Source organism: Celeribacter naphthalenivorans, from assembly GCF_020524585.1.
Lineage (GTDB): Bacteria > Pseudomonadota > Alphaproteobacteria > Rhodobacterales > Rhodobacteraceae > Celeribacter > Celeribacter naphthalenivorans.
On sequence record NZ_JAIVLK010000003.1, the window covers coordinates 411694 to 436131 of the forward strand.

The window sequence follows — 24438 nt, forward strand, 5'->3', positions numbered from 1 at the left end:
TTATTATTGCGCCAAATCCCGATTTCGCTATCAATTCGATCTTGGAATGTCAACAACGCTGACTTAAAGTGAGCGGAAATTATGCGATTTGAGAACGAGGCAGACTATGGCGGACGGTAAGGCTGGCGGTACGCAAAGCGGTGAGGCTCTTCTGTTCCTGACGGACGAACAGCTCCGCAAGGGGATCGAGGCCATGTTCTTTGCCTACCGCGGTTTTACGGCGGACCCGGATCGCATTTTGGAGAAATACGGCTACGGCCGGGCGCATCACAGGGCGGTTCATTTCATTGCGCGCGCGCCGGGGACGAATGTGAACAATCTTCTGGCCATTCTGGGCGTGACGAAACAGTCTCTGAACCGGGTGCTTAGGACCCTGATCGAAGACGGGCTGGTCGAAAGCCGTGTCGGTGTACAGGACAAACGCGAGCGTCATCTGTATCTTACAGAAACCGGCCAATCGCTTGAGGCGGAATTGTCGGAGGCGCAACGGGCCAGAATGCGGGTCGCTTATCGCGATGCGGGGCACGAGGCCGTTGCGGGATTTCGTCGGGTGCTTGAGGCTATGATGGACCCGGATCAGGCGGCCTATTTCAACGCTATGTCGAAAACCGGGTCGAAAAAGGAGGAGTGAAGTGAGCGGGGAAATTCACCTTCTGATCGTTGACGATGACGAGCGCATTCGCGGCTTGTTGCAAAAATTTCTGATCCGTCACGGGTTTTGCGTGACGGCGGCCCGTGATGCAGCCCATGCGCGACGCCTTTTGGCGGGGTTGGAATTCGATCTCATCGTGCTCGATGTCATGATGCCGGGCGAAGATGGGATTAGCTTGACGCGCGATCTACGCCAGTCGATCAGCACGCCGATCATGTTGCTGACGGCCAAGGGCGAGACAGAGGATCGCATCGCCGGGCTCGAAGCGGGCGCTGATGATTATCTCGCAAAGCCCTTTGAGCCCAAAGAGCTTTTGCTGCGCATCAATGCGGTTCTGCGCCGGATGCCGCAGATGGAAGAGGCCGAAGCCGGGCCGAAATACCTGCATTTGGGTCGATTCCGCTATGATGTGGAGCGGGGCGAGCTTTGGGAGGGCGATCAGATTGTGCGTCTGACTGGCACCGAAGCGCAGCTGATGAAAATCTTTGTGGCCTCGACGGGCGAACCTGTGACGCGCACCGAATTGGTCGAACGCCTCGGGCGCGATGGTGGACAGGCGCAGGAGCGTGCTGTGGATGTGCAAATCACCCGTCTGCGGCGCAAGCTCGAAGACGACCCGCGCCAACCGCGTTACCTGCAAACCGTGCGCGGTGCTGGCTATATGCTGACGCCTGAGTAAGCGCCCCAAACAACGGGCCGGAATGCAAAACTCAAACTGGCCTTCCCCGGCGGTTTTCCTATATGCAGTGGGGGAAACATTCGGGAGAGTCCAATGAGCGATACGCCGGTCAGCGAAATGTCCTTTGAAACCGCCATGGCGGAGTTGAACGAGGTTGTGAGCAAGCTCGAACGCGGCGATGTGGCCTTGGAAGACAGCATTGCGCTGTATGAACGTGGTGCCGCGCTCAAGGCGCATTGCGAGGCCAAGCTCAAGGATGCCGAAGAGAAGGTCGAAAAGATCACTGTGGGGCCGGATGGCACAGCCACCGGGACGAGTAAGGCCGAAGGTGTCTGATGCAAGACGGGTTGGCGCGGTGTAAGGCGGCCGTTTCCGCCTGTTTCGACACGGTTTTGGCGCCTCTGGGGACCATGCCGGTCGAGGAGGGGATGCGCTATGCCCTCAATGGTGGCAAGCGCCTGCGGGCTTACCTCGTGATGGAGGGTGCCGCGCTTCATGGCGTGCCAGCTGAACACTCCGTCTGGGCCGCCGCCGCGATCGAGGCGGTGCATGCCTATAGCCTCGTGCATGACGATCTACCCTGTATGGATGACGACGATCTGCGTCGCGGCCAGCCGACCGTTCACAAACGCTGGGACGAGGCCACGGCTGTGCTCGTAGGGGACGCGCTTCAGACCCTTGCTTTTGAACTTTTGACGCGTCCCGAAATGGGTGTTTCGAGCCAGATTAGGGTCGATTTGATCGCCTCTCTGGCGAAAGCCTCCGGCGCGCAAGGCATGGTCTTGGGGCAGGCACAGGACATCGCGGCGGAAACCTCCGCGACCCCGCTCGATCTGCAAGAGATCACCGTCCTACAAGGCAACAAAACCGGCGCGCTGATCGAATGGTCCGCCCGCGCAGGCGCCATTTTGGGCGGTGGCGATCCCACCCATCTGGGCACCTATGCCAAGGCGCTGGGCCTCGCGTTCCAAATTCAAGACGACATTCTCGACGTCGAAGGCGATGTCGAGAAAACCGGCAAGGCCGTGGGCAAGGATGCGGAGGCGGGCAAGGCGACTTTCGTGTCGCTTCTGGGGCTTGAGGGCGCCAAGGCCCGCGCTAGCTCATTGGTCGATGAGGCCTGTGCGGCATTGAGCCCCTATGGATCGCGGGCCGAGCCCTTGCGAGACGTCGCCCGCTTCGTTATTTCGCGGGAAACCTGAGAAAGCGAGACGCCATGTCCGACCGCCCAGCCACTCCGACCCTCGATCGCGTGAATGTCCCCGCCGATCTGAAATCGCTCTCTGATGCAGAGCTCAAGCGCGTGGCGCATGAGTTGCGGCAGGAAACCATTTCTGCGGTATCTGTGACGGGTGGGCATCTGGGCGCGGGTCTTGGGGTTGTTGAGCTGACCGTGGCGCTGCATGCCGTGTTCGATACGCCGAAAGATCGCCTGATCTGGGACGTGTCGCACCAATGCTATCCGCATAAAATCCTCACTGGGCGTCGCGACCGTATCCGCACCCTGCGGACCGAGGGCGGCCTCTCGGGCTTCACCAAACGCTCCGAAAGCCCCTATGACCCCTTTGGCGCGGCGCATAGTTCGACCTCGATCTCTGCCGCTCTGGGCTTTGCCGTGGCGCGCGATCTGGGCGGCGCGCCGGAGTATGGCATCGGCGATGCGATTGCGGTGATCGGCGACGGGTCGATGTCCGCTGGCATGGCCTTTGAGGCGATGAACAACGCGGGCCATTTGGGCAAACGCTTGATCGTGATCTTGAACGACAACGAAATGTCCATCGCACCGCCCACCGGTGCGCTCTCGTCCTATTTGACCCGTCTCTATGCGGGTGAGCCGTTCCAGGATCTCAAAGCCGCTGCCAAAGGCGCTGTGTCCCTTCTGCCGCATCCGTTCCAAGAGGGCGCCAAACGCGCCAAGGAAATGCTCAAGGGCATGACCATCGGTGGCACGCTGTTCGAAGAGCTTGGGTTCTCCTACATCGGTCCGGTCGATGGCCACGATATGGACCAGCTTTTGAGCGTTTTGCGCACGGTCAAAACCCGCGCGACGGGGCCGATCCTGATCCATGCGATCACGAAAAAGGGCAAAGGCTACGCCCCCGCCGAAGGTCGCCCGGACAAAGGCCACGCGACCGCCAAATTCGACGTGGTCACCGGCGAGCAGAAGAAAGCCAAATCCAACGCGCCGTCCTACACAAAGGTTTTCGCCGATGCGCTGCTGCAAGAGGCTGCGCAGGATGACAAGATCGTCGCCGTGACCGCCGCCATGCCGGATGGAACGGGCCTTGATCTCTTTGCCGAACGCTACCCGAGCCGTTGTTTTGATGTCGGCATTGCGGAGCAGCATGGCGTGACCTTCGCGGCAGGTCTTGCCGCCGGTGGGATGAAACCCTTTTGTGCGATGTATTCGACCTTCCTGCAACGCGGCTACGATCAGGTCGTGCATGACGTGGCGATTCAGCGTTTGCCGGTGCGTTTTGCGATTGACCGTGCAGGTCTCGTTGGCGCCGATGGGGCGACGCATGCCGGGTCTTTCGATATTGCCTTTATGGCCAATCTGCCGGGCATGGTGGTGATGGCCGCCGCCGATGAGGCGGAGTTGAAACATATGGTTGCCACGGCCGTGGCGCATGATGAGGGGCCCATCGCCTTCCGTTATCCGCGCGGTGAAGGTGTCGGCGTTCAGATGCCGGAACGTGGCGAAGTGCTTCAGATCGGCAAAGGCCGCATCGTGCGCGAAGGCACGCGGGTGGCGCTTTTGTCCTTTGGCACACGTTTGGAGCCTGCCTTGAAAGCCGCTGAGAACCTCGCGGCCAAAGGCATTTCCTGCACCGTCGCAGACGCGCGTTTCGCCAAGCCTCTGGATCACGCTTTGATCCGTGATCTTGCGGGGAATCACGAGGCACTGATCACGCTCGAAGAGGGCGCTATCGGGGGATTTGGGTCACATGTCGCCGATTTCCTCGCAGAGGAAGGCGTGTTTGATCGGGGCTTTAAATTCCGCTCGATGACGCTTCCGGACACTTTCATCGATCAGGCCAGCCCGGAGGCGATGTATGCCATTGCCGGGCTGAACACGCCGGACATTGAGGCCAAGGTGCTCTCTGTGCTTGGCATTGCGGATCTGTCGAGCAAGCGAGCCTAAGGCCATGCACGTTTGTGCAAAGCGGGTATGATCACAGTGGGTTGCTCGCAGCCTTGATCCCTGTGCGAGAATAGGGGAAGTCTCACGTGACTTCCTTTCAAGGTATATCCGATGGTTTCCACCACCTCTGTCTCGCCCGGCACCCGTCCGGGGATCGTCCTTTTTGCGCTCGCCATGGGTGGGTTTGCGATTGGCACAAGCGAGTTTGCCAGTATGAGCCTTTTGCCCTTCATGGCAGAAGGTCTGAGTATTGATGAGGCGACGGCCAGTCGTTTGATTTCCGCCTATGCTCTGGGGGTTGTTGTCGGCGCGCCTTTGATTGCGGTGGCGGCGGCACGGATCGAGCGGCGGGTTTTGCTCATTGGTTTGATGGTGATGTTTTGCCTCACCCATATCCTCTCCGCTCTGGCGCCGACCTACCCGATCATGCTTTTGGCACGCTTTTTGAGCGGCATGCCCCATGGCGCCTATTTTGGTGTTGCCGCTCTGATGGCCGCCTCTCTCGCGGGGCCGAACCAGCGCGGCAAGGCGGTGGCGCGTTTGATGCTTGGTCTCACCATTGCGACTATTGTCGGCGTGCCCGTCGCCAATGTGTTGGGACAGACCATCGGGTGGCGTTGGGCCTTTGCTTTGGTGGGGGCTTTGGCGGCTTTGACGGCGACCATGATCCTGATGTTCGCGCCTGAAACCGCGCGTGATACCAATTCGAACGCGTTGCGTGAGCTTGGCGCACTGAAGAACCGGCAGGTGTTGTTGACGCTGTTGAGCGGGGCCATCGGGTTTGGCGGATTTTTCGCCTTTTACACCTATCTCGCCTCGACCCTGATCGAGGTGACGCAGGTCAACGATGCTTCGATTCCGCTGTATTTGGGTCTCATGGGCTTTGGTATGACGCTTGGTACTCTCGTTGCCGGATGGGCCGCTGACCGGGCGTTGAACTTTGCGGTTTTCGCAACGCTTTTCTTGAATATTGCCTTGCTGTCTCTGTTCCCGCAGATCGCTGGGCTGCCCTATGCCATGGTCGCGCTCGTCTTCGCTTTGGGCTTGGCGAATGGCTATCCGCTTCTTTTGCAAACCCGGCTTATGGATGTCGCCCGCGATTCTCAGGCGCTGGCCGCGACGCTGCATCATGCGGCGTTCAATGCAGCCAATGCTTTGGGGCCTTATGTTGCTTCGATCTATATCGCCAAGGGCTATGGATTTCCCTCGGCGGGCTATGTTGGGGCGGCTTTGACCTTTGGCGGTGTGGTGATCTACGCCATCACGGTTCTGGATCATCGGCGATCCTGGCAGGACAGCCGCTGATTCAGCTATTCATCCTGCGCCAGAAGCGCCTTTAGCCCGGTTTTATAGTCCGGATAAATGAGCTGAACGCCCAGCTCCTGTTTCATCCGGTCGTTTCGCACCTTTTTGCTTTCGGCATAAAAACTGCGGGCCATGGGGGTCATCTCTGCGGTCTCAAAGTCTTCCTCTGGCGGCAGTGGCAGACCCAAAAGTTCGGCAGCATAGCCGATGACCTCTTGCGGCGGCACGGGGAGATCGTCGCAGACGTTATAAATTCCGCTGGATTGGGGTCTGTTTATCGAGGCCTCAAGAACCTGTGCGATGTCTTCGACATGGATGCGTGAGAAAATCTGACCTTGTTTGACGATCCGACGCGCGGTGCCGTTGCGGACCTTGGCGAAAGGGCCGCGGCCCGGACCATAGATGCCCGCGAGGCGAAAGATGGACAGGTTTAGACCCAAATCCTGCGCAATCGCCTGCCAATCGGCCTCGGCTCGCATCCGCGCTTTGCCACGTTTGGTGCCGGGCGTGAGCGGCGTGGTCTCGTCGACCCAATCGCCGCCGTGATCGCCATAGACGCCGGTGGTCGACAGGTAGCCAACCCACTGTAGATTGGGCGCGGCTTCAATCAGCTGTTCACGATAGTCACGCAGGAACGGATCGCCCTCGGCATCGGGGCCCGCAGACATCAAAAGATGGGTCGCGTGACCGAGTTGGGCGGGAATAGGGTCTGATTCAAGCAAAAGTGGCTCGACGCCGTCAGTGTCAAATTGCTGTGCCTTTGCCGGGTTACGCGTGGTGCCAATGATGTCCCAGCCTTGCGGGATCAACCGCCGTGCAAGCGCCTGCGCGCTATAACCATGGCCAAAGGAAAACAGTTTGGGACGTGTCATGTGATCTCTTTCTCGGCCTTATGCCGGGCCTTGCGTCTCTGTCGCATCTGGTCTCAAGTGACGGGGCTGACACAAGATTGCAAGCGGAAGGCGATGAGTGGGTCGTCTGGGGCGTTGAGCACCGTTTGTTGCGAAAAGGATATAAAAATGAACAGCAGTTTGAAAAGCCTGATCCTCGAAACAGCGCCCGCGCGTGAGACCCGGAGCTTTGCTGATCCGGCGGCGGCGGTGGATTATCTTGAGGCGCTATATTCAGAGGCCTGTTCTTTTTTGACAGAGAAATTTTCGCTCATCGCAAGCGGGGAGGAGCCCGAGGCGCGCTATCGGGCCTATTACCCGGAAATTCGCGTGGTCACGACATCCTATGCGACGATGGACAGCCGCCTGTCTTTCGGGCATGTGGCCAAGCCGGGCGAATATTCGACGACGATCACGCGGCCTGATCTGTTTCGCAATTACCTGAAACAGCAGATTTCCCAAATCCTGCGCAACCACGGCGTGATGGTGCAAATCGGCATTTCCGACACGCCGATGCCGGTGCATTTCGCTGTCGCCAATGACGAGAACATCACCGTGCCGCAGGAAGGTGCCATGGCCTATCCGCTGCGCGATATTTTCGATGTGCCGGATTTGACGACGACCCACGATGATATTGTGAATGGCTTCGACTACACCCATGCGGATGGCTCTGGCGCCTTGGCGCCGTTCATGGCGCAGCGCATCGATTATTCGCTGGCCCGCCTGTCGCATTACACCGCGACGGATGCCTGTCATTTCCAGAACCACGTATTGTTCACCAACTACCAGTTCTATGTCTCCGAATTCGAAGCCTATGCACGCAGCCAATTGGCCGATCCTGAGAGCGGCTACACCAGCTTTGTCTCCACCGGGAATGTCGAGATCACTTCGGCAGACGAAGACATCCCGCCGACCGCGAAGATGCCACAGATGCCGACCTATCACCTGAAACGCGCGGACGGATCGGGGATCACGCTTGTGAACATTGGTGTCGGGCCGTCGAATGCGAAAACCGCGACGGATCACATCGCCGTTTTGCGGCCGCATGCCTGGATCATGGTCGGCCATTGCGCCGGGCTGCGCAATTCGCAGCGGCTCGGGGATTTCGTCCTCGCGCATGCGTATCTGCGTGAGGATCATGTGTTGGATGACGACCTGCCGGTCTGGGTGCCAATCCCGGCTTTGGCGGAAATTCAGACCTCTCTCGAAGACGCGGTCGAGCAGGTGACTGAACTCGAAGGTTATGAGCTCAAGCGCATCATGCGGACGGGGACGGTGGCGACGATTGACAACCGCAACTGGGAGCTGCGCGATCAATCCGGTCCGGTGCAGCGCCTGTCGCAATCGCGGGCCATTGCGCTCGATATGGAAAGCGCGACCATCGCGGCGAACGGGTTTCGGTTCCGCGTGCCCTATGGGACGCTCCTTTGTGTGTCGGATAAACCGCTCCATGGTGAGTTGAAATTGCCGGGCATGGCGTCGGATTTCTACAAATCACAGGTCTCTCGTCACCTGTTGATTGGTATTCGGTCGATGGAATTGCTGCGCGATATGCCGATTGAACGTATCCATAGCCGGAAATTGCGCTCTTTCGAGGAGACGGCCTTCCTGTAATGAGGGTTTTTTCGCTCAAAATGCGGGAAAAAGCTTCGGATTGGTACACTAGGCGTTGTGCGCCCCCTCAATATTCGCTTAGAAATGCGCGATAACCCCCAAATCGAAGGGGGGCGTACGAGGAGTATACAGACATGACGAAACCGATGACCAAAACCCAGCTCGTGGCTGCACTCGCCGAAGAAATGGGTTCTGACAAGAAATCCGCTGGCGCGGCGCTCGAGGCGATCACCTCCCTCATCACCAAAGAAGTCTCCGCCGGTGGCGCTGTGACTCTTCCCGGCGTTGGCAAAATCTATTGCCGTGAGCGTCCGGAGCGCATGGTGCGTAACCCGCAGACCGGTGCGCAGATGAAGAAAGAAGCCGACAAGGTCGTGAAAATGACCATCGCAAAAGCGCTGAAAGACAGCGTGAACGGCTAAGTCTTTCTGACTGATTATCGAAAAGGGTCGCGCGGGGCGCGGCCCTTTTTCGTTTTTGGCGGGTCCTGTGTTCCGGGAAACAGACCCTAAACCACCAGAAATAGCACGATATTGAGCGTGATAAAGGCCGCAAGCGTGTTCACGAGGATCGACAGAGAGGCCAGAGCCCCACGCCCGACTTCTTGGGCAAACAGGGCGGCGATGGCCATGGTCGGAAGCGCTGCGGAAAGCAGCACGGCCGTTCGCAGGTCCGGGTCCAGAGTGACACCAAAACGCGCGACCAGAAAGATCACAAGCGCCGTGCACAGGGGCATGACGACCAGCTTGCCGACGGCGGCCTGACCGGCCAGCCGCAGGTTACCTTCAAAAGACAGTCCGACAAGAGAGCCACCAATCACGAAAAGCGCAACGGCGGAGGCAGAGCCCGCCACCAGATCGATGAGTTTGTGAACCGGGCCGGGCAGGGACAGGCCAAGGGCGGAAATGACAAAGCCGAGGATAATGGCGATGATCAGCGGGCGTTTGATCAGGTTTCTCAGGACTTGCCCGAATTGTTGAAGGGCGTTGCCTTTGCGATCTTCACGCGGCTTGCCGGCTTCGATGGCCATCAACGCAAGCGGGACGAAGATGATGTTTTCGACGAGGAAGTTCATCGCCAGAATGATCCCGGCATGGTCGGGGACCAGCATGAGAAACATCGGATAGCCGATAAAACCTGTGTTCGGGCAATAAGAAATCATCATCACCACACCGCGCCGTCCCGGATCGGTCGCGATGGAGAACCAGAGAAACATCAGCCCTGCGGTCAACAGGCCGGAAAACAGGTAGACGGTGATGTAGTCGAAGTGGACGACTTCTGAAATCGGACGCGAGGCTATGGCGCCGAGCACCAAGGCCGGCAGAGCAAAATTCATCACCCAGCCGCCGAGAATGCTCATGTCTTGCGGACGGAACACGCCTTTGGTGACCGATGCATAGCCGATGGCGACCATGGCAAAGATCGGGAAGGTGATGCCTAAAATTGTGAGAAGTTCAGCCAATGTGACCGCGAAGCCCCTCGCCGACTTGACCGCGATGCAAGAGCAGATGATCGAGGAGCACGCAGGCCATCATCGCCTCGCCCACGGGCACGGCGCGGATGCCGACGCAAGGATCGTGGCGGCCTTTTGTGATCAGATCGGTGTCTTCGCCCGCTTTTGTCACGGTCTTGCGCGGGGTCAGAATAGAAGACGTCGGTTTCACGGCAAAGCGCACGACGACGTCCTGCCCGGTGGAAATCCCGCCAAGGATCCCGCCCGCATGATTAGACCCGAACTCAGGCCCATTCGGCCCCATACGGATTTCATCGGCATTTTCTTCGCCGGTGAGACAGGCGGAATTCATGCCTTCGCCAATCTCGACCCCTTTGACGGCGTTGATGGACATCATCGCAGCGGCCAAATCCGTGTCTAACTTGGCATAAATCGGTGCGCCGAGGCCTGCGGGCAGGCCTTTCGCGACCACTTCGATCACGGCGCCAACAGAAGACCCATTCTTGCGAATGTCGCCCAAGTAGTCGGCCCATGTGTCGGCGGTCGCGGCAGAGGGCACCCAGAACGGGTTGTTGTCGATCTCGGCCATGTCGCGCGGACCTTCGATGCCATGCGGGCCGATCTGGGTCATATAGCCTTTGATCTCGAGATCAGGCACCAATGCAGCCAAAACCGCGCGTGCGATCCCGCCTGCGGCCACGCGCGCGGCGGTTTCCCGTGCCGAAGACCGCCCGCCGCCGCGATAATCGCGGATGCCGTACTTCTGGAAATAGGTGATGTCGGCGTGACCGGGACGAAACGCCTGCGCGATCTCGCCGTAATCCTTCGAGCGCTGGTCCGTGTTGCGGATCATCAACTGAATCGGCGTGCCGGTGGTCTTGCCCTCGAACACACCAGAGAGGATTTCCACCTGATCGGGCTCGCGCCGTTGGGTGGTGAACTTCGACGTGCCGGGTTTGCGTTTGTCGAGCCAGACCTGAAGCATCTCTTCGTTGATCTCGATCCCCGGAGGGCATCCATCGACCGTGGCGCCCAAAGCGGGTCCGTGGCTTTCACCCCAGGTGGTGAAGCGGAAAAGATGTCCGAATGTATTCATGCTCATGGCGGGCTCCTCGCGTTGGATTTGCTTTAACCGATGTCACTTCTTTGGGCAATCAATGCGATGAGGGGGATGTCGATCGAATTTTCCCTGTGAGGGTCTTTAAACGTGAATGATCTGGCACTGATGCGCGTCGCAGGCCTGCTTCACATCCTCCGGAATCTGGGCGCCGGTCACGACGATGTCGTGGTCCCAGAGGCTCCCGTGCTGACAGGCCAAATCCAGATCATATTTTTCGCGATCCATCACCAGAATCGTCGTTTTGGCGCATTTGGATATGGCTTTACGGGCGGTCACTTCCTCGGAGTTGTAATCCATCACGGCGCCGCTGGAGGACAGCCCGCCACAGCTGAAAATCGCGTAATCGACGCGATAGTTCGCAAAGAACTCAAGCGAGGCCACACCGATCAAATCGAGATCGCGCATCCGCACCGTGCCGCCCGCCATTTCCACCGAAACCCCCGGCGCAGATTGCAGGGCGCAGACGGCGTGGATGCTATTGGTGGCGACGAAAAGGTTTTCACGAGACGCCAACAGGCGCGCGCAATGTTCGACCGTCGTCCCGGTGCCCAAGGCCACGCGGCTGCCATTCGGGATCAGGTTTTTGACGGCGAGGGCGATCCGTTGTTTTTCTTGCCGTGAAAGGCTTTCACGCGGCAGGTAGCCGATGTTTTCGCTTTGCTGTCTGAGGCGCGCGGCGCCATTGCGCCGTTGGACCAATCCTGCCTCATCCAGATCGCGCAAATCCGTGCGAATGGTTTGAACCGACACGCCCAGTCGCTCAGACAGCTCCGCCGCAGAGAGCTCTCCGTGTTCCGACAAAAGCGCGATGATGCGATCGCGCCGCTCCCCCAAATCCAAACGCCTCATGATTTTCCTTCGAAAATGACTTTGAGTTTCGGCAAGGTTAGGCCGCTTCGTTTTTTCGCGCAATATCATTAAAAAAGTTACGTTTTTGTCACAAAATTGTTGCGCGGCGCGGAAATAAGACCCCTGTCCAATGCTTTCGAACGAAAGCGAAATCTTCAGGCCAAACCGCAGGAGAGCCCCATGAAGACCGTCCTCACCACAACCGCATTTGCCCTCATGGCCAGCACCGCCATGGCAGACACGATCACCATCTATACCTCGCAACCGAATGCCGATGCACAGCAGACGGTGGATGCGTTCATGGCCGCCAATCCCGGCACGGAAGTCGAGTGGGTGCGCGACGGCACCACCAAATTGATGGCCCGCCTGCGCGCCGAAATCGAAGCGGGCAACCCGCAGCCCGACGTGCTTTTGATCGCCGACACCGTGACGCTCGAAGGCATGGCGCAAGAGGGTCTGTTGCACGCCTATCAATCGCCCGAAGCCACCAACTATGACGCGGCGCTCTATTCGCCGGAGGGCTACTATTACTCCACCAAGCTGATCACCACCGGCATCGTGTACAACACCGGTATTGAGACTGCGCCGACCTCGTGGAAAGACCTCGAAGACGCGTCGATCAAAGGTCAGATCGCCATGCCGTCGCCGCTCTATTCCGGTGCTGCGCTGATCCATCTTGCTACGCTCACGGGCGATCAGGATCTTGGTTGGGACTACTACGGCAAACTCGCCGCGAATGAGGCCCGCGCTCAGGGCGGCAATGGTGGCACTTTCAAAGCCGTCGCCTCCGGTGAGAAACCCTACGGCATGGTTGTCGACTACCTCGCGATCCGCAACAAAGCGGACGGCTCTCCTGTCGACTTCGTCTTCCCCGAGGAAGGCGTGTCCTATGTGACCGAACCGGTCGCGATCCTGTCCTCTGCCAAAAATGTCGAAGGCGCCGAGAAATTCGTCGACTTCGTGCTGAGCCAGGATGGTCAGGAATTGGTTCTCGACATGGGCTACATCCCGGCGCGTGACGGCATGGGCGTCCCCGCCGGCTTCCCCGCACGCGAAGACATCAAGCTGATGGCCTTCGACCCGGCTGATGCGCTTGCCAATGCTGACGAGAACAAGGCGAAATTCACCGAATTGTTCGGCGTAGAATAATGCAATCCGCCCTGCAAAAAGGAGGCAGCCGGTCCGAATCCCGGCTGCTCTCCGTCATTCTGATCCTCGCGCTTTGCCTGACACTCGCACCCGTTTTGCGGCTTTTCATCGAGGGCGTCACGGATCAGGGTGTGCCCTCTCTGTCGCTTGCAAAATCCGTTCTTGCACAGGGTTCGACCCTAAATGCACTCAAACATTCGCTGATCACAGCGGGTCTGGGCACCTTGGTCTCCGTGGTTTTGGGAGCGGCTTTTGCCTTTCTCGTCGCGCTCACCGATTTGCGCGCCAAGGCGGCTTTGGTCTTTTGCCTGATGATCCCGATGATGATCCCGCCACAGATCACGGCGCTGTCCTGGACACAAATCATGGGTCCGTCTTCGGTCCTCTTGAAGACCCTCGGCATCGCCCCGCCGCTTGGCGCGCCGCAGCCGCTTTATTCGCCCGAAGGCATCATTCTGCTGCTCGGCATTCAGCATATGTCGATCATCTTTCTGACGCTTCGTGCGGGGCTGCGCGCCATTCCGCAAGAGGTGGTCGAAGCCGCTCGGATCAGCGGCGCGCGGGGCTTTCGGACGTGGTGGCAGGTGGTGATGCCACTGACGTTGCCGAGTCTCGCCGCGGGCACCGCCATCACCTTTGTCACAGCGCTTGGCAATTTCGGCATCCCTGCGATGCTGGGCATTCCGGCGGGCTATGTGACGCTGCCGACGCTGGTCTATCAAAAGCTCGCGGGCATGGGCACGACAGTGCTGGCTGAGGTTTCCGTGCTGGCGATGCTGATCGGCGCGGTGGCGATTGTCGGCATTCTCCTGCAACGATTTTTCCAAGGGCGGCAGAACGTGTATCTCGTCGGCTCGACCTCCCGCCCGCTGGCTATTCCGCTGGGTTCGGCACGTTTGCCGGTCGAAATCCTGCTCTGGGCTGTGGTCTTCGTGATCCTCGTCCTGCCGATGTTTGGTCTCTTGGCGACCTCTTTGGTGCCTGCCTATGGCGTGCCTTTGCGCTTTGACACGATGACGTTTGTCTCATGGGGCGAAGTTCTGTTTCGCCAACCCGTGACGGCGCGCGCCTTTGCCAATTCGTTCAGCCTCGCGCTGGGGGCCGCTGTCGTTTTGATGATCATCTGCCTGCCGCTGGCGTGGCTCATGGAGCGCCATCCCACGCGCCTTTCGCGCCTTTTCGACAGTTTGCTCGACCTGCCTTATGCGCTTCCCGGCGTGGTCCTCTCGATCGCGATGATCCTTCTGTTGATCAAGCTGCCTTTCACCGACGCGACACTCTACGGCACAATCTGGATCATCTTCCTTGCCTATCTCGCCCGTTTCTTCGCGGTGATGTTCCGCCCGGTTCAGGCCAGCCTGAAACAGCTCGACCCGGCCATGGCCGAGGCCGCGCAATCGGTGGGAGCGGGTCTGTTTCAGCGCCTGCGTGATGTGATCCTGCCGCTGTCCGCTCCGGCGGCAGCAGCCGGAGCAATCCTCGTCTTTCTCACCGCGTTCAACGAACTCACCGTCTCCGCGCTGTTGTGGTCTTCGGGCACCGAGACCCTTGGCGTGGTGATTTTCAATCTCGACGACAGCGGCGAAACCGCGATGGCGAGCGCTCTGGCGATGACCATCGTCTTCGTGGTCATGGCGCTTATGACCCTAATCCAGCTGTTTTCGCGTCGTTTCCCGAAAGGAGTGGTCCCATGGCAGACATAAACATCACGTCTTTGGGCAAAGTTTTCGCAGGCACCCCTGCGCTTCAGGACATCACAACCCGGTTCGAAGACGGCGAATTCATCGCGCTTCTTGGCCCGTCGGGATGCGGCAAGACCACACTTTTGCGTCTGCTTGCGGGCTTTGACATGCCCAGTTCGGGCACGATCCGTATCGGTGCGCGGGACGTGGCGACGGCGACCAATATGGTCCCGCCCGAAGAGCGCAACATCGGCTTTGTGTTCCAAAGCTACGCGCTCTGGCCGCATATGTCGGTGCGTCGTAACGTGTCCTATCCACTCGAAATCCGCAAACTGACGAAACCTGAGATCGCCGCGCAAACGGACGCCGCATTGGCCGCCACCGGCCTGACCGAGTACGCAGATCGCATGCCCTCCGATCTGTCGGGCGGTCAGCGCCAAAGGGTGGCGTTGGCACGCTGTCTGGTCTCTGCACCGGACGCGGTGTTGCTGGATGAGCCGCTCGCCAATCTCGACGTCGCGCTGCGCGCGTCGATGCAGGCGGTGTTCACCGATTTCCACAAACGCACCGGTGCGACCATGGTTTATGTGACCCATGATCAGGCCGAAGCCATGGCGATGGCGGATCGCATCGCGGTGATGAATCAGGGTCTAATCCAGCAGTTTGATACGCCACAGACGCTTTACGAACGTCCCAAAAACCGCTTTGTCGCCGAATTTGTCGGGCGTGGCACGGTGGTGCCTGTGAAGGCGGTTGAGCAAGGTGAAAACCAGCTGCACGCACATGTTCTGGGCGCTCGCATCGCCGTTGAAAGCGAAGCGCAGTCCCAAGTCAGCCATGTCTGTCTTCGTCCTGAAAACCTAGCGATTTCCGAGACCGGTGATCTGCGCGCCAAGGTGGCGCGAGTCACCTATCTGGGTGGCAAATACCTCCTCGAAACCGTGTCCTCCTGCGGCACCCGTTTGCTGGCGGAGACGCGGGCGAAATTCGACGTGGGTGCGCAGCTTGGGCTTACCATCACCACCCCCTGGGCGTTTTCCGAGGATTAAATGCAAAGCGTAAGACTTCTTTCCGGCATCGGGGACAAGGGCCCCGCTTGCATGCAACTCACTATCGATGACCGCATCTGGCTTTTGGATTGCGGGTTCGGCCCCGAGGCCAATGCGCATTTCAATCCGGAGTGGCTCAAGGGCGCCGAGGCCGTGTTCATCACCCATGACCATATCGACCATATCGGGGGGGCGTCCTATGCGGTGGAGGCGGGTTTGCCGATTTATGCGACGGCACAGACCGCCAAGTCCCTGCCGCCCGCCGCCAAGGTGCATCTGCTGCCCGAACAAGGTGACAGCCACATCCATGGCGTCAAGCTTACCACCGGGCGCAACGGTCATGCGATGGGCGGGGTTTGGATGCATTTCGATCTGGGCGAGGGTCTGTTCTATTCCGGCGATTGGTCAGAGGAATCGGATTGGTTCCCGCTCGATCTGCCGCCGCCTGCCGCGACGGCCATTTTGGATTGCTCCTATCACCTCGACGATGTGCCTCAATCCGAGCGTTTCGCGGCGTTGGATGCTTTGCTTGATGGGCTGCATGGCCAAGTGCTTTTGCCTGTGCCGCCATCCGGACGCGCCGGTGAAATGGCGCTCCATTTGATCCGGCGCTACGGCATGGAAAGTGTCATGCTCGACCCGGAGTGTCAGTCCGCTTTACGTGCCGCGCTGGCCAGTCAGACCCTGAGCCCGGAGGTGCAAGAGATCGCGCCGCTTCTGAACCGTGGCCCGATGGAACAGGCGCGGTTTCTCATTTGCGACACGCCGAATGCAGATGGAGGTGCGGCTTGGGGCTATGTGCGGGCGTGGAATGAAAGCGGGCGTTTGGGTCGTGACGCGCATGTCGTTTTCACCGGTCATATGACCGCCCATGCCCGAGGAATTTGCGCGGTGCCCGGCGGGTATTTCCAGCGCTGGAACGTGCATCCGCCGCTGCGCGATCAGATCAAAATGCTTGACCGATTGGGTGCAAAACGCTTTGCGCCGGCCTTTTGTACCCAGCCAGAGGACTATCTGGTCGAGAAACTTGGCGTGGAGATTTTCCTCCACGATCCGGTGCGGCTATGAATGGTCTGCCTGTCAGAAGTTTTTGCCTCATCCGTCATGGCGAGACCACGGCCAATGCCGATGAGATCATCGCCGGGCGCACGGATGTGTTGCTGACAGAACGGGGGCGAGATCAGGCGCGTGACCTGTCCAAACGCATGTGGCCGGAGCGCATCGTACTCTACGCCAGTCCGATGTCGCGGGCGCGCGAGACCTGTGAATTGGCCTTTCCCAACCAGCCTTATGATCTGCATGATGGCTTGCGTGAGCGGGATTGGGGTCTTTTTGAGGGGCGGCCCTTGAGCGAGCAGCCTGATCGCGAGGCCACGCCAGAAGAGGGCGAAAGCTGGTCCGATATGCTGTCGCGTGTGGCGCAGGCGATTGTCGAGATTTGTAACACAAGCGAGGACGCCTTGCCCGTTTTGGTCTGTCATTCCGGCGTCATCCGCGCCGCGCGGGTGCTTTGGACCACAGGGCATGTCGGCTCGCGCCCCCCAAATGCCACGCCGCTGATGTTCACGCGGTCGGGTCAAATTTTCAAGGAGACAGAGCTATGACGAACTTCGGCAAACCCTGTGTGGTTTTCGATGTGGATGGGACTTTGGCGGAGTTCGATGCCGGGAAACTCGGGCATCTCGTGCATGGGATTGAAAAGCAATGGGATGAGTTTCATCACGCCATGGCTGACGCGCCCTTGATTGCGCCTGTCGCCAAGCTGTTGCGCCGGTTGAAAGACAGCGGCGAGACCATCGTGATCTGTTCCGGTCGACCGGCGGGCTGGGCCGTGCATACGATGGCCTGGCTGCGTAAACATGACCTGCCGTTTGATGGCATCTATCTGCGGGCCGAGGATCAGGACGCGGCCAGTGATCCGGAGGTCAAGCGCCGGGCTCTGGCGGAGATGAAAGCCGATGGTTTGGCCCCCTGGCTCGTCATTGATGACCGCAGTTCCGTGGTGGAGGCCTGGCGCGCAGAGGGTCTTGTCTGTCTACAATGCGCGCCGGGCGATTTTTAAGGTTTAAGCCGGATTAGACTCTATTTTCTTCCAGCCTTCGCCATTGTAGGCACTGTCCCAAAAGCGCCATTCATGCCAGCAGCTGCGCTTGAACGCATGATGCATCCGGGCGCGTGTCTCGGAACTCGCCCCGGCTGCAACGCGGTCGGTCAGCGCCAACATGCGCGTGACGCTCTCGTCGAAGGCCTCGCCGGAATAGGTGGCGATCCACTCGGCATAGGGGTTCTCTGGGCGGCTGGTTTCAGCGATTTCCTTGCCGACATCGCGGTAAATCCAGAAGCAGGGCAAAAGCGCCGCCACGGCTTCGGGGAATTCCCCGATCGCGGCGGTGCGCAACAGGAAAGACACGTAGTGATCGCAGGCGGCTGAGACATCTGTTGCTTCAAAGCTGGCGGTCGTGATGCCGAAAAGGCCCATGTAATGGCCGTGCAACCCACGTTCGACGGCGATGGCCCCTGCGGCGGATCCGGCAAGTTGTGCCACGGCCTGTGCATCGGGGGCTTTGGCGGCGGCAAGGGACAGGGCGCGGGCGAAGCCTTCGAGGTAATGGGCGTCCTGAATGATGTAGCCTTGGAAGGTTTCCGACGGCAAACTGCCCGACGCCAATTCGCGGTTGAACGCCATGGCGTGGATTTGATCGCGCAGGGTTTGGGTCTCTTGCGCCAGCTCTTGGGTGAAAGTCATGTTTGACGTCCTTGTAGGGAATAGAAGTGATGCACCGGGCCATGGCCCGCGCCGACAGACAGCTCGTCCGCGTGGGTAATGGCGGCTGTGATGTAGGATTTGGCACGTTTCGCGGCCTCAGGCAGACTCAGCCCGGCGCCAAGCCACGTGGCCAGCGCAGAGGCATAGGTGCAGCCGGTGCCATGGGTGTTTTTCGTCGCGATCCGCGTGCTTTCGAGCCAGGTTTCTCCGGCGTCCGTGACGAGCAGATCGGGGCTTTCAGCACCGCTCAAATGTCCGCCTTTGAGCAAAACCGCCTTTGGACCAAGCGCGCGCAGGGCCTGAGCCTGTTCCCGCATGTCGTCCACAGTCTTGGCCTCGGAACAGTCGAGAAGATCGGCGGCCTCGGGGAGGTTCGGGGTGATCACAAAGACCTGCGGAAGAAAATCGCGCAGGGCTGAGACGGCGCTCTGTTGCAACAACCGATCCCCGCCTTTCGCAACCATCACCGGGTCGAGCACCACGGGGCAGTCGATATCAGAGATGGCACCTGCCACGGTTTGCGTGATCGCGGCATCGCCCAGCATGCCGATCTTGATCGCATCAATGCGAATGTCGTCGCGAATGGCTTTGATCTGTGCTGCGATAAAGTCGGTGGGGCAAAGCTGGACGCCGGTCACACCACGGGTGTTTTGCGCGGTGAGCGCGGTGATGACGGACATCGCATAGCCGCCATTGGCGGAAATCGATTTGATGTCGGCCTGAATGCCAGCGCCGCCGGAGCAATCGGAGCCAGCGATGGTGAGAATATTCGGGATCATGCGTCCCTCCATGCGTTGAGGAGATCGCGGCTTGCGGCCTCCATGTTGTCGGCTCGCGAGATGGCGGAAATCACCGCCAATCCCGCGCCGCCGGAGTGTTTGATCGCTGCGGCGTCGTGATGGGTCACGCCGCCGATGGCGAGACAGGGCAGCGACGTTAGCGATACAATGCCAGCGAACCCATCGAGGCCGATGGGGGCGGCGTGATCGGGTTTCGATCCGGTCGCCCGGATCGGACCAACGCCGAGGTAGTCGACACCGGGGGGAATGGCCGCGAGCTGATCCTTGGTTTCGACCGAGAGGCCGAGGATCATGTCCGGGCCGATCCGACGCCGGATGTCGGCGGGGTTTCCGTCACTTTGACCGACGTGCAGAACCGGCGCTTTGACGGCGAGGGCCACCTCCACGCGATCATTGATCACGAGCTTGGCGCCAAGCGGCTCCAAGGCGGTCATCAAGGTCCGGGCGAGATCGGCAAACTCTGCGTCTGGCAAGGTCTTATGTCGCAGTTGCACCCATCCGGCGCCCCCTTTGGCGGCGGCGATGCTTTGGTCGATCATCGCCTCGGGCGTGGCCGGTTCGGTGATGAAACAGAGCTTCGGTATATCGAGAGCGCTCATGACAGGGTGATCCTTGCGCCGTCGTTGGGCGCCTCGGGGCTCATGCCATAAAGCGCGTCGATGAAGGCGGTTTGGAAAGAGGCGGGGCCTTTGGCGTCACGGCCTGCCATCTCTCCGGCCAGCGCATAATAGGCGAGGGCGGCGACAGTGGCCTCGAACGGATCTTGGTCAACCAGAAAGGCGGCGACGATCCCGGTCAAGGAGCATCCCAGAACGGTGACGCGGGGCATCATCGGGTGGCCATTGGCAATTTCCGCGATGCGCGCACCATCGGTGACGATATCAACCGGCCCCGTGACCGCAACAACCGCACCGGTTTGGCGGGCCAGATCGCGGGCGGCGTCCTTGGCGGCCTCGACACTATCGGCGGCATCGGCGCCTTTGCCCGCTGTTTGCATCCCCGCCAGCGCCAGAATCTCAGAGGCATTGCCGCGAATGACCGTGGGTTTGCAGGCCAAAAGACGCACGCCAAGGTCGCGACGATAGCCGGTCGCACCAACGGCGACAGGATCAAAGACCCAAGGCTTCCCCAGCCGATGCGCGGTGCGCGCGGTTTCCACCATCGCCTCGGCCCAGGCGGGGGAGGGGGTGCCGATGTTGATCGTCAGGGCCTGTGCGAGGGCGGTGAATTCGGCGGCTTCCTCGCGCGCATGGACCATGGCGGGAGAGGCGCCTGCGGCCAGCATGATATTGGCCATGACATTCATGGCGACGTAATTGGTGATGTTTTGCACCAAGGGCGCGGTTGCGCGCATTTTGGCAAGGCTTTGACCCGGTTGGTCCATCATGATCTCCTCCATCGCTGGCGGGGAGATCGAAAGAGACGGCGGGTTTGGCGCTGGTGTCTCTCACGCGCCTCCCTCCGCCGGCATTACCCGGTTCAGGTTCTAAGGGTTCGTCTCAGCCCGGGTGTCCCCGAGCGCCCCTGTCGCTCACTCCGTGAGTGCTCGCATTCTTGGGCGGAGACGTCAAGTGGAGAGGTCGCGGGCCTGAAAAAGACCCGCCGAACGCGGAGGGTTCGACGCGCGGGCATGTGGCGGGCTTTTGGTCTCAGCCGACAATCAACTGTTTGAGCTTCAACGCCTCATATTCCAGCGCGGTCAGGCGGTAATTCACCACATCGCCGATGGAAATCAGCCCGATCAGAGCCTCTCCCTCCATCACCGGAAGATGACGAAACCGCCCGTCGGTCATGCGGCGCAACACGGTGACGAGTGTTTCGTCCATCGTGGTCGTTTTTAGCTCTGTCGTCATCAGCGCATCGACGGTTTTGGGCAGGGTTTGCCCCGGTGTCTGCGCCAATTGCCGCACGATGTCGCGTTCGGACAGAATGCCGCAAAGCGCGCCTTGGGCGTCTTTGACCAGAACGACACCGATGCGATTTTCACTCATGATCTCAACGGCATGTTGCACGGTGTCCTGAGGGCGAATGGCGATGATGTCGCCGCCTTTGGTCGCCAAAACATCGCCGACGGTCGCCTGCGCTGCGGACATGTTGGTCTCGATGGTTTGGCTATGGCTGTGCTCGTCTGCCATGGCGCCTCGGGTCTTTGGGGTATAAGAAGCTGGCATGTTCATTCCTCCCTGAACTGTCTTTCAGGGTAGAGGAATTCGCGCTCAAGTAAACTTTTTCCGACCGGGAGACCCGTCTTGATTGAAAACCTGACCGGATCGCCGCTGGCGCTTTCGCCTTTGATGGCCACGTCTTTGTTCGTGATCGCCTGTCTGGCGGGCTATCGCTATCGTTCCGTCTGGAAAGCCGAAGGGCCGCGGGGTCAGCTTTGGATTTTCGGGCTGATCGCGGCGGTGATTTTGCTGGTTCTGGGGCTGGTGCCGATTAAGGCGTAAGAACCGAAAAAAAGACGCCTCAGGCGGCGTCTTCTTCCATCTCATCGAGCATTTTGCGCGCGCGCGGGCAGGCAAGGCGTTCGCGCAGCGGGCTGTTTGGGTCGATCTCTTTCTTGCAGACCAGACAATGATCCGCGCCCTCGACCGCGTTCAAGCCGCCGCAGCTGCCTTTGATGGTGCGCCCGCTGAACATCACGCCAAGCGCCATGCCAGCCATCACAATCAAAAGAAGCCCAAAGGCGAGGATGAACGTCGACATGGATCGACCCCTGTTCGATTAATCCGTCAGATCACGCGGTCAGCGCGGTGAACTTGTCCGAGGCATAGCTCACGCGGCCATGCTCGCCGTCTTTCACGACATGGTCAATGAACAGAACCGCGAGATCACGTTGATTTGCGATCTCGAGACCACGTTCGCGACCCAGAACCAAAAGTGCTGTGGCCCATGCATCCGCCAGCATCGCGTTCTCGGTCATCACGGTGACGGAGGCGGTGTTGTGGGTGACCGGACGGCCGGTGGTGGCGTCGATGATGTGGGAATAGCGCTGGCCGTCCACTTCGAAGAAGTTGCGGTAATCGCCAGAGGTCGCCATGCCCATGTCGGAGATGCCGACAACCTGTGCCACGCCGCGATCGAAGGCTTCGGGCGTCTCGATGCCGATCTGCCAGGCTTTGCCTTCCGGGTTACGACCCGCGGTGTAGAGATCGCCGCCGATCTCGACCATGTAATCGGTGATGCCAAAGCTCTTGAGCGTGCGCGCGACCTGATCGACGCCGAAACCTTTGCCGATGGCGGAGAGGTACACTTCTGCGCCGTCGTTCATCTTGGTGAGGGCACCGTTTTCCACTTTCAGCGAACGCGACTGACCGCTGCGCGCCATGGCGTCGGCGATTTGTGCGTCGCTGGGGGTGTCCATGCGGGTGCCATTCGCGCCAAAGCCCCAGAGATCGATGAGCGAGCCGACGGTCACGTCAAAACGACCCTCGGTGGCGTCATGCACATGACCTGCGGCCAGCATCACATGTTCCAACTCGGGGGAGACGGTCAGCGTGTCGCCTGCGGAGGCAGCGTTGAAGCGGGAAATCTCAGAGGACGCATCCCAGTTCGACATCTGGGTGTTGACCTTGGCCAGCGCCAGATCGACGGCTTTCTGCACCTCGGCCTTGTTCACGTCTTTGGTGTGATCGACGGCGACGATGGAATAGCTGGTGCCCATCGTGAGACCGGTGAGTTCCAGAACGGACCACCCTTTCTTGCAGGCGGCCAGACAGATCGGCATGACCATGAAGCTACGGCGAGAAAGGAGGAAAGAGTCGGACACGAGGCTGCTCCACTAAGCTGCGATGTTTCAATCTGCGATGTTCTGCATGCTTCTGCGGCAGAATGACATTGGGTTCAACACTAAAGTAAAAGAACTGCCCTCGGAAGCCTTCCAAACCGTGGCTCATTATCGCATAAGGTAGCCGGAAAATGGACAGGGCTTAAAAGACGTGCAGCAACATGTGTTGAAGAAGGGTCTCGACGTTCCGGTGCTGGGTGCACCTGACGCCAGGATCGAAGATGCAGCAGCGGTCCGGACCGTCGCCGTGCTTGGGCAGGATTATCTCGGTCTGAAACCGCGTTTGGCGGTGGAAGAAGGGGATGTGATTGCCGCTGGTGCACCGGTTCTGGCGCATAAGGATACGCCGGAGGTTCAGGTCACGGCACCTGTGTCCGGTCGAATCAAGGCGATCAATCGCGGCGCGCGTCGCGTGTTGGTTTCTGTCGAGATCGAAGTGGATCCGACGGCCGCCGAGCCGGTCGACTTTTCACAAATTGGTGATGACAGCACGGCCGAGGGCGTGACGCAGAAACTCTGCGCCTCCGGGCTTTGGACCTCGCTGCGCACGCGGCCCTATTCTAAAGTGCCTGCGCCCGATACCAAACCCGCCGCGATCTATGTGACCGCGATGGACAGCGAGCCGCTTTGTGGCGATGCCGCGCTGATCATTGGGCAGGACGCCGAGGCCTTCGCGCGCGGACTTCAGGCCGTGGCTTTGTTGACCGAGGGCAAGACTTATCTTTGCCAAGAGATCGGTGCGGATATTCCGGGGGCTGATCTCGCGGGCATCACGGCGGTCGGGTTCTCCGGCCCGCACCCTTCGGGGCTTGCTGGCACGCATATGCATTTCCTCGAGCCGCCGTCGGCGTCGAAAATCGTCTGGACCATCGGCTATCATGATGTGATTTCCATCGGAAAGTTGATGCTGACCGGGAAACTCGACGCGAGCCGCATCATCGCGCTCTCCGGTCCCATGTGTTCGAACCCGCGCCTTGTGCGCACGGTGATGGGCGCGTCGATGGAGGACCTCTGTGCCGAGGATCTGAACACCGACACGCCGATCCGTGTGATTTCCGGCTCGATCCTGAGCGGGCGCGCTGGTGTGGGGCAAAACGGCTATCTGGGCCGTTATGCGCGTCAGATCACCCTGATCGAAGAAGATCGCAAACAGATTCCGATGGGCTGGATTCGTCCGATGCCGTCGAAATATGCGTTCCAGCCGGTGTTGGGCTCTGCGTTCTCCAAAAAGCTTTATGCTTTGACCTCGAATTTGAACGGCGGGCGTCGGGCCATGGTGCCGCTTGGTACGTTTGAGGCGCTGATGCCGCAGGATTTCCTGCCGACGCAGCTTTTGCGCGCGCTTCTCGTGATGGACACGGACCTAGCACAAGCGCTGGGCGCTCTGGAGCTGGACGAGGAAGACGTCGCGCTTTGCGGCTTTGCCTGCCCGGCGAAATATGAATACGGCCTCGCGCTTCGCGACAGCCTCACCAAGATCGAGAAGGAGGGGTAAGG

The 24438-nt window shown here is 59.8% G+C and carries 27 protein-coding genes and 1 riboswitch; of the genes, 16 read left to right on the forward strand and 11 right to left on the reverse strand.

Going from position 1 to position 24438, the window contains the following annotated elements:
* Positions 1–106: 106 nt before the first annotated feature.
* The 6 genes from LC094_RS08620 (at position 107) to LC094_RS08645 (ending at position 5781) form a co-directional block, all read left to right on the forward strand.
* Positions 107–631, forward strand: coding sequence for a MarR family winged helix-turn-helix transcriptional regulator (locus LC094_RS08620; RefSeq protein ID WP_219783393.1), 525 nt, complete (start codon positions 107–109; stop codon positions 629–631).
* Position 632: 1 nt separating this feature from the next.
* On the forward strand, positions 633–1331 hold the full coding sequence (locus LC094_RS08625) for a response regulator (protein ID WP_219783394.1): 699 nt from the start codon (positions 633–635) through the stop codon (positions 1329–1331).
* Positions 1332–1424: 93 nt separating this feature from the next.
* Positions 1425–1667 carry an exodeoxyribonuclease VII small subunit gene (locus LC094_RS08630; protein WP_226551860.1) on the forward strand — a complete coding sequence of 81 codons (243 nt, stop codon included), beginning with the start codon at positions 1425–1427 and terminating at the stop codon, positions 1665–1667.
* Positions 1667–2533: a polyprenyl synthetase family protein gene (locus LC094_RS08635; RefSeq protein ID WP_226551862.1), complete on the forward strand. Its 867-nt coding sequence runs from the start codon at positions 1667–1669 to the stop codon at positions 2531–2533. Before LC094_RS08630 ends, LC094_RS08635 begins: the two co-directional genes overlap by 1 nt.
* Before the next feature lie 14 nt (positions 2534–2547).
* Positions 2548–4476, forward strand: coding sequence for a 1-deoxy-D-xylulose-5-phosphate synthase (gene dxs, locus LC094_RS08640; RefSeq protein ID WP_226551864.1), 1929 nt, complete (start codon positions 2548–2550; stop codon positions 4474–4476).
* A 111-nt stretch (positions 4477–4587) separates the two neighbouring features.
* Positions 4588–5781, forward strand: a complete 1194-nt coding sequence (locus tag LC094_RS08645; RefSeq protein WP_226551866.1) for an MFS transporter — start codon at positions 4588–4590, stop codon at positions 5779–5781.
* Between the two features lie 5 nt (positions 5782–5786).
* On the opposite strand, the gene LC094_RS08650 is transcribed toward LC094_RS08645, so the two are convergent.
* Positions 5787–6653: an SDR family oxidoreductase gene (locus LC094_RS08650; protein ID WP_226551868.1), complete on the reverse strand. Its 867-nt coding sequence runs from the start codon at positions 6651–6653 to the stop codon at positions 5787–5789.
* A 147-nt stretch (positions 6654–6800) separates the two neighbouring features.
* Between LC094_RS08650 and LC094_RS08655 the strand changes: the two genes are divergently transcribed.
* Positions 6801–8285 carry an AMP nucleosidase gene (locus LC094_RS08655; protein ID WP_226551870.1) on the forward strand — a complete coding sequence of 495 codons (1485 nt, stop codon included), beginning with the start codon at positions 6801–6803 and terminating at the stop codon, positions 8283–8285.
* A gap of 134 nt (positions 8286–8419) precedes the next feature.
* Complete coding sequence (locus tag LC094_RS08660) at positions 8420–8707, forward strand: HU family DNA-binding protein (protein ID WP_167601248.1); 288 nt, start codon at positions 8420–8422, stop codon at positions 8705–8707.
* Between the two features lie 86 nt (positions 8708–8793).
* On the opposite strand, the gene LC094_RS08665 is transcribed toward LC094_RS08660, so the two are convergent.
* The 3 genes from LC094_RS08665 to LC094_RS08675 form a co-directional block, all read right to left on the reverse strand.
* On the reverse strand, positions 8794–9747 hold the full coding sequence (locus LC094_RS08665; RefSeq protein ID WP_226551872.1) for an AEC family transporter: 954 nt from the start codon (positions 9745–9747) through the stop codon (positions 8794–8796).
* Positions 9740–10840 carry a chorismate synthase gene (aroC, locus tag LC094_RS08670; protein WP_226551875.1) on the reverse strand — a complete coding sequence of 367 codons (1101 nt, stop codon included), beginning with the start codon at positions 10838–10840 and terminating at the stop codon, positions 9740–9742. The genes LC094_RS08665 and aroC overlap by 8 nt, the downstream gene beginning before the upstream one ends.
* Before the next feature lie 99 nt (positions 10841–10939).
* Entirely contained in the window at positions 10940–11707 is a 768-nt protein-coding gene (locus LC094_RS08675; RefSeq protein WP_226551877.1) for a DeoR/GlpR family DNA-binding transcription regulator, read from the reverse strand.
* Between the two features lie 180 nt (positions 11708–11887).
* On the opposite strand from LC094_RS08675, the gene LC094_RS08680 reads away from it, so the two are divergent.
* The 6 genes from LC094_RS08680 to LC094_RS08705 are packed head-to-tail and all read left to right on the forward strand — an operon-like array spanning position 11888 to position 17649.
* Positions 11888–12856 (forward strand): ABC transporter substrate-binding protein, encoded by a 969-nt coding sequence (locus LC094_RS08680; protein ID WP_226551879.1) that lies wholly within the window; start codon positions 11888–11890, stop codon positions 12854–12856.
* Positions 12856–14559: an ABC transporter permease gene (locus LC094_RS08685; RefSeq protein WP_226551880.1), complete on the forward strand. Its 1704-nt coding sequence runs from the start codon at positions 12856–12858 to the stop codon at positions 14557–14559. The genes LC094_RS08680 and LC094_RS08685 overlap by 1 nt, the downstream gene beginning before the upstream one ends.
* Positions 14547–15587: an ABC transporter ATP-binding protein gene (locus LC094_RS08690; protein WP_226551883.1), complete on the forward strand. Its 1041-nt coding sequence runs from the start codon at positions 14547–14549 to the stop codon at positions 15585–15587. The genes LC094_RS08685 and LC094_RS08690 overlap by 13 nt, the downstream gene beginning before the upstream one ends.
* A gap of 51 nt (positions 15588–15638) precedes the next feature.
* Positions 15639–16655 carry an MBL fold metallo-hydrolase gene (locus tag LC094_RS08695; protein ID WP_226551885.1) on the forward strand — a complete coding sequence of 339 codons (1017 nt, stop codon included), beginning with the start codon at positions 15639–15641 and terminating at the stop codon, positions 16653–16655.
* A complete protein-coding gene (locus LC094_RS08700) occupies positions 16652–17191 on the forward strand; it encodes a histidine phosphatase family protein (RefSeq protein ID WP_226551887.1) in 540 nt (179 codons plus the stop codon). The genes LC094_RS08695 and LC094_RS08700 overlap by 4 nt, the downstream gene beginning before the upstream one ends.
* Complete coding sequence (locus LC094_RS08705) at positions 17188–17649, forward strand: phosphatase domain-containing protein (RefSeq protein WP_226551889.1); 462 nt, start codon at positions 17188–17190, stop codon at positions 17647–17649. The genes LC094_RS08700 and LC094_RS08705 overlap by 4 nt, the downstream gene beginning before the upstream one ends.
* A gap of 3 nt (positions 17650–17652) precedes the next feature.
* Here LC094_RS08705 and tenA read toward each other — a convergent pair whose 3' ends face one another.
* From tenA to LC094_RS08730, 5 genes are all read right to left on the reverse strand, one after another.
* Positions 17653–18333 (reverse strand): thiaminase II, encoded by a 681-nt coding sequence (gene tenA / locus LC094_RS08710; RefSeq protein WP_226551891.1) that lies wholly within the window; start codon positions 18331–18333, stop codon positions 17653–17655.
* Complete coding sequence (gene thiD / locus LC094_RS08715) at positions 18330–19133, reverse strand: bifunctional hydroxymethylpyrimidine kinase/phosphomethylpyrimidine kinase (protein WP_226551893.1); 804 nt, start codon at positions 19131–19133, stop codon at positions 18330–18332. Before thiD ends, tenA begins: the two co-directional genes overlap by 4 nt.
* Positions 19130–19753, reverse strand: coding sequence for a thiamine phosphate synthase (thiE, locus tag LC094_RS08720; protein WP_226551895.1), 624 nt, complete (start codon positions 19751–19753; stop codon positions 19130–19132). The genes thiD and thiE overlap by 4 nt, the downstream gene beginning before the upstream one ends.
* Positions 19750–20538, reverse strand: a complete 789-nt coding sequence (thiM, locus tag LC094_RS08725; RefSeq protein ID WP_226552262.1) for a hydroxyethylthiazole kinase — start codon at positions 20536–20538, stop codon at positions 19750–19752. Before thiM ends, thiE begins: the two co-directional genes overlap by 4 nt.
* 55 nt (positions 20539–20593) lie before the next feature.
* Positions 20594–20690: riboswitch (TPP riboswitch) on the reverse strand.
* A 113-nt stretch (positions 20691–20803) separates the two neighbouring features.
* Complete coding sequence (locus tag LC094_RS08730) at positions 20804–21325, reverse strand: CBS domain-containing protein (RefSeq protein ID WP_226551904.1); 522 nt, start codon at positions 21323–21325, stop codon at positions 20804–20806.
* A 78-nt stretch (positions 21326–21403) separates the two neighbouring features.
* On the opposite strand from LC094_RS08730, the gene LC094_RS08735 reads away from it, so the two are divergent.
* Positions 21404–21601, forward strand: a complete 198-nt coding sequence (locus LC094_RS08735) for a hypothetical protein (RefSeq protein WP_226552275.1) — start codon at positions 21404–21406, stop codon at positions 21599–21601.
* 19 nt (positions 21602–21620) lie between these two features.
* Here the strand turns inward: LC094_RS08735 and nqrM are convergent, their stop codons facing one another.
* Both nqrM and LC094_RS08745 read right to left on the reverse strand, forming a co-directional pair.
* Positions 21621–21860 carry a (Na+)-NQR maturation NqrM gene (gene nqrM, locus LC094_RS08740; protein WP_107815960.1) on the reverse strand — a complete coding sequence of 80 codons (240 nt, stop codon included), beginning with the start codon at positions 21858–21860 and terminating at the stop codon, positions 21621–21623.
* A 31-nt stretch (positions 21861–21891) separates the two neighbouring features.
* On the reverse strand, positions 21892–22923 hold the full coding sequence (locus LC094_RS08745; protein ID WP_226551906.1) for an FAD:protein FMN transferase: 1032 nt from the start codon (positions 22921–22923) through the stop codon (positions 21892–21894).
* Positions 22924–23092: 169 nt separating this feature from the next.
* Here LC094_RS08745 and LC094_RS08750 point away from each other — a divergent pair, with 169 nt between their 5' ends.
* The gene (locus LC094_RS08750) at positions 23093–24436 is read left to right on the forward strand and encodes a Na(+)-translocating NADH-quinone reductase subunit A (protein WP_226551908.1); all 1344 of its coding nucleotides are present in this window, start codon (positions 23093–23095) and stop codon (positions 24434–24436) included.
* The last annotated feature ends 2 nt before the right edge of the window (positions 24437–24438 follow it).

Excerpts from the sequence above, each read along its gene's own strand:
- dxs (WP_226551864.1), top strand. The coding sequence starts at position 2,548 with ATGTCCGACCGCCCAGCCACTCCGACCCTCGATCGCGTGAATGTCCCC.
- LC094_RS08685 (WP_226551880.1), top strand. The coding sequence starts at position 12,856 with ATGCAATCCGCCCTGCAAAAAGGAGGCAGCCGGTCCGAATCCCGGCTG.
- LC094_RS08730 (WP_226551904.1), bottom strand. The coding sequence starts at position 21,325 with ATGCCAGCTTCTTATACCCCAAAGACCCGAGGCGCCATGGCAGACGAG.
- aroC (WP_226551875.1), bottom strand. The coding sequence starts at position 10,840 with ATGAGCATGAATACATTCGGACATCTTTTCCGCTTCACCACCTGGGGT.
- LC094_RS08680 (WP_226551879.1), top strand. The coding sequence starts at position 11,888 with ATGAAGACCGTCCTCACCACAACCGCATTTGCCCTCATGGCCAGCACC.
- thiM (WP_226552262.1), bottom strand. The coding sequence starts at position 20,538 with ATGGACCAACCGGGTCAAAGCCTTGCCAAAATGCGCGCAACCGCGCCC.
- LC094_RS08675 (WP_226551877.1), bottom strand. The coding sequence starts at position 11,707 with ATGAGGCGTTTGGATTTGGGGGAGCGGCGCGATCGCATCATCGCGCTT.
- LC094_RS08630 (WP_226551860.1), top strand. The coding sequence starts at position 1,425 with ATGAGCGATACGCCGGTCAGCGAAATGTCCTTTGAAACCGCCATGGCG.
- thiE (WP_226551895.1), bottom strand. The coding sequence starts at position 19,753 with ATGAGCGCTCTCGATATACCGAAGCTCTGTTTCATCACCGAACCGGCC.
- LC094_RS08700 (WP_226551887.1), top strand. The coding sequence starts at position 16,652 with ATGAATGGTCTGCCTGTCAGAAGTTTTTGCCTCATCCGTCATGGCGAG.
- LC094_RS08660 (WP_167601248.1), top strand. The coding sequence starts at position 8,420 with ATGACGAAACCGATGACCAAAACCCAGCTCGTGGCTGCACTCGCCGAA.
- LC094_RS08695 (WP_226551885.1), top strand. The coding sequence starts at position 15,639 with ATGCAACTCACTATCGATGACCGCATCTGGCTTTTGGATTGCGGGTTC.
- LC094_RS08645 (WP_226551866.1), top strand. The coding sequence starts at position 4,588 with ATGGTTTCCACCACCTCTGTCTCGCCCGGCACCCGTCCGGGGATCGTC.
- LC094_RS08705 (WP_226551889.1), top strand. The coding sequence starts at position 17,188 with ATGACGAACTTCGGCAAACCCTGTGTGGTTTTCGATGTGGATGGGACT.
- LC094_RS08635 (WP_226551862.1), top strand. The coding sequence starts at position 1,667 with ATGCAAGACGGGTTGGCGCGGTGTAAGGCGGCCGTTTCCGCCTGTTTC.
- tenA (WP_226551891.1), bottom strand. The coding sequence starts at position 18,333 with ATGACTTTCACCCAAGAGCTGGCGCAAGAGACCCAAACCCTGCGCGAT.
- nqrM (WP_107815960.1), bottom strand. The coding sequence starts at position 21,860 with ATGTCGACGTTCATCCTCGCCTTTGGGCTTCTTTTGATTGTGATGGCT.
- LC094_RS08655 (WP_226551870.1), top strand. The coding sequence starts at position 6,801 with ATGAACAGCAGTTTGAAAAGCCTGATCCTCGAAACAGCGCCCGCGCGT.
- LC094_RS08690 (WP_226551883.1), top strand. The coding sequence starts at position 14,547 with ATGGCAGACATAAACATCACGTCTTTGGGCAAAGTTTTCGCAGGCACC.
- LC094_RS08620 (WP_219783393.1), top strand. The coding sequence starts at position 107 with ATGGCGGACGGTAAGGCTGGCGGTACGCAAAGCGGTGAGGCTCTTCTG.
- LC094_RS08650 (WP_226551868.1), bottom strand. The coding sequence starts at position 6,653 with ATGACACGTCCCAAACTGTTTTCCTTTGGCCATGGTTATAGCGCGCAG.
- thiD (WP_226551893.1), bottom strand. The coding sequence starts at position 19,133 with ATGATCCCGAATATTCTCACCATCGCTGGCTCCGATTGCTCCGGCGGC.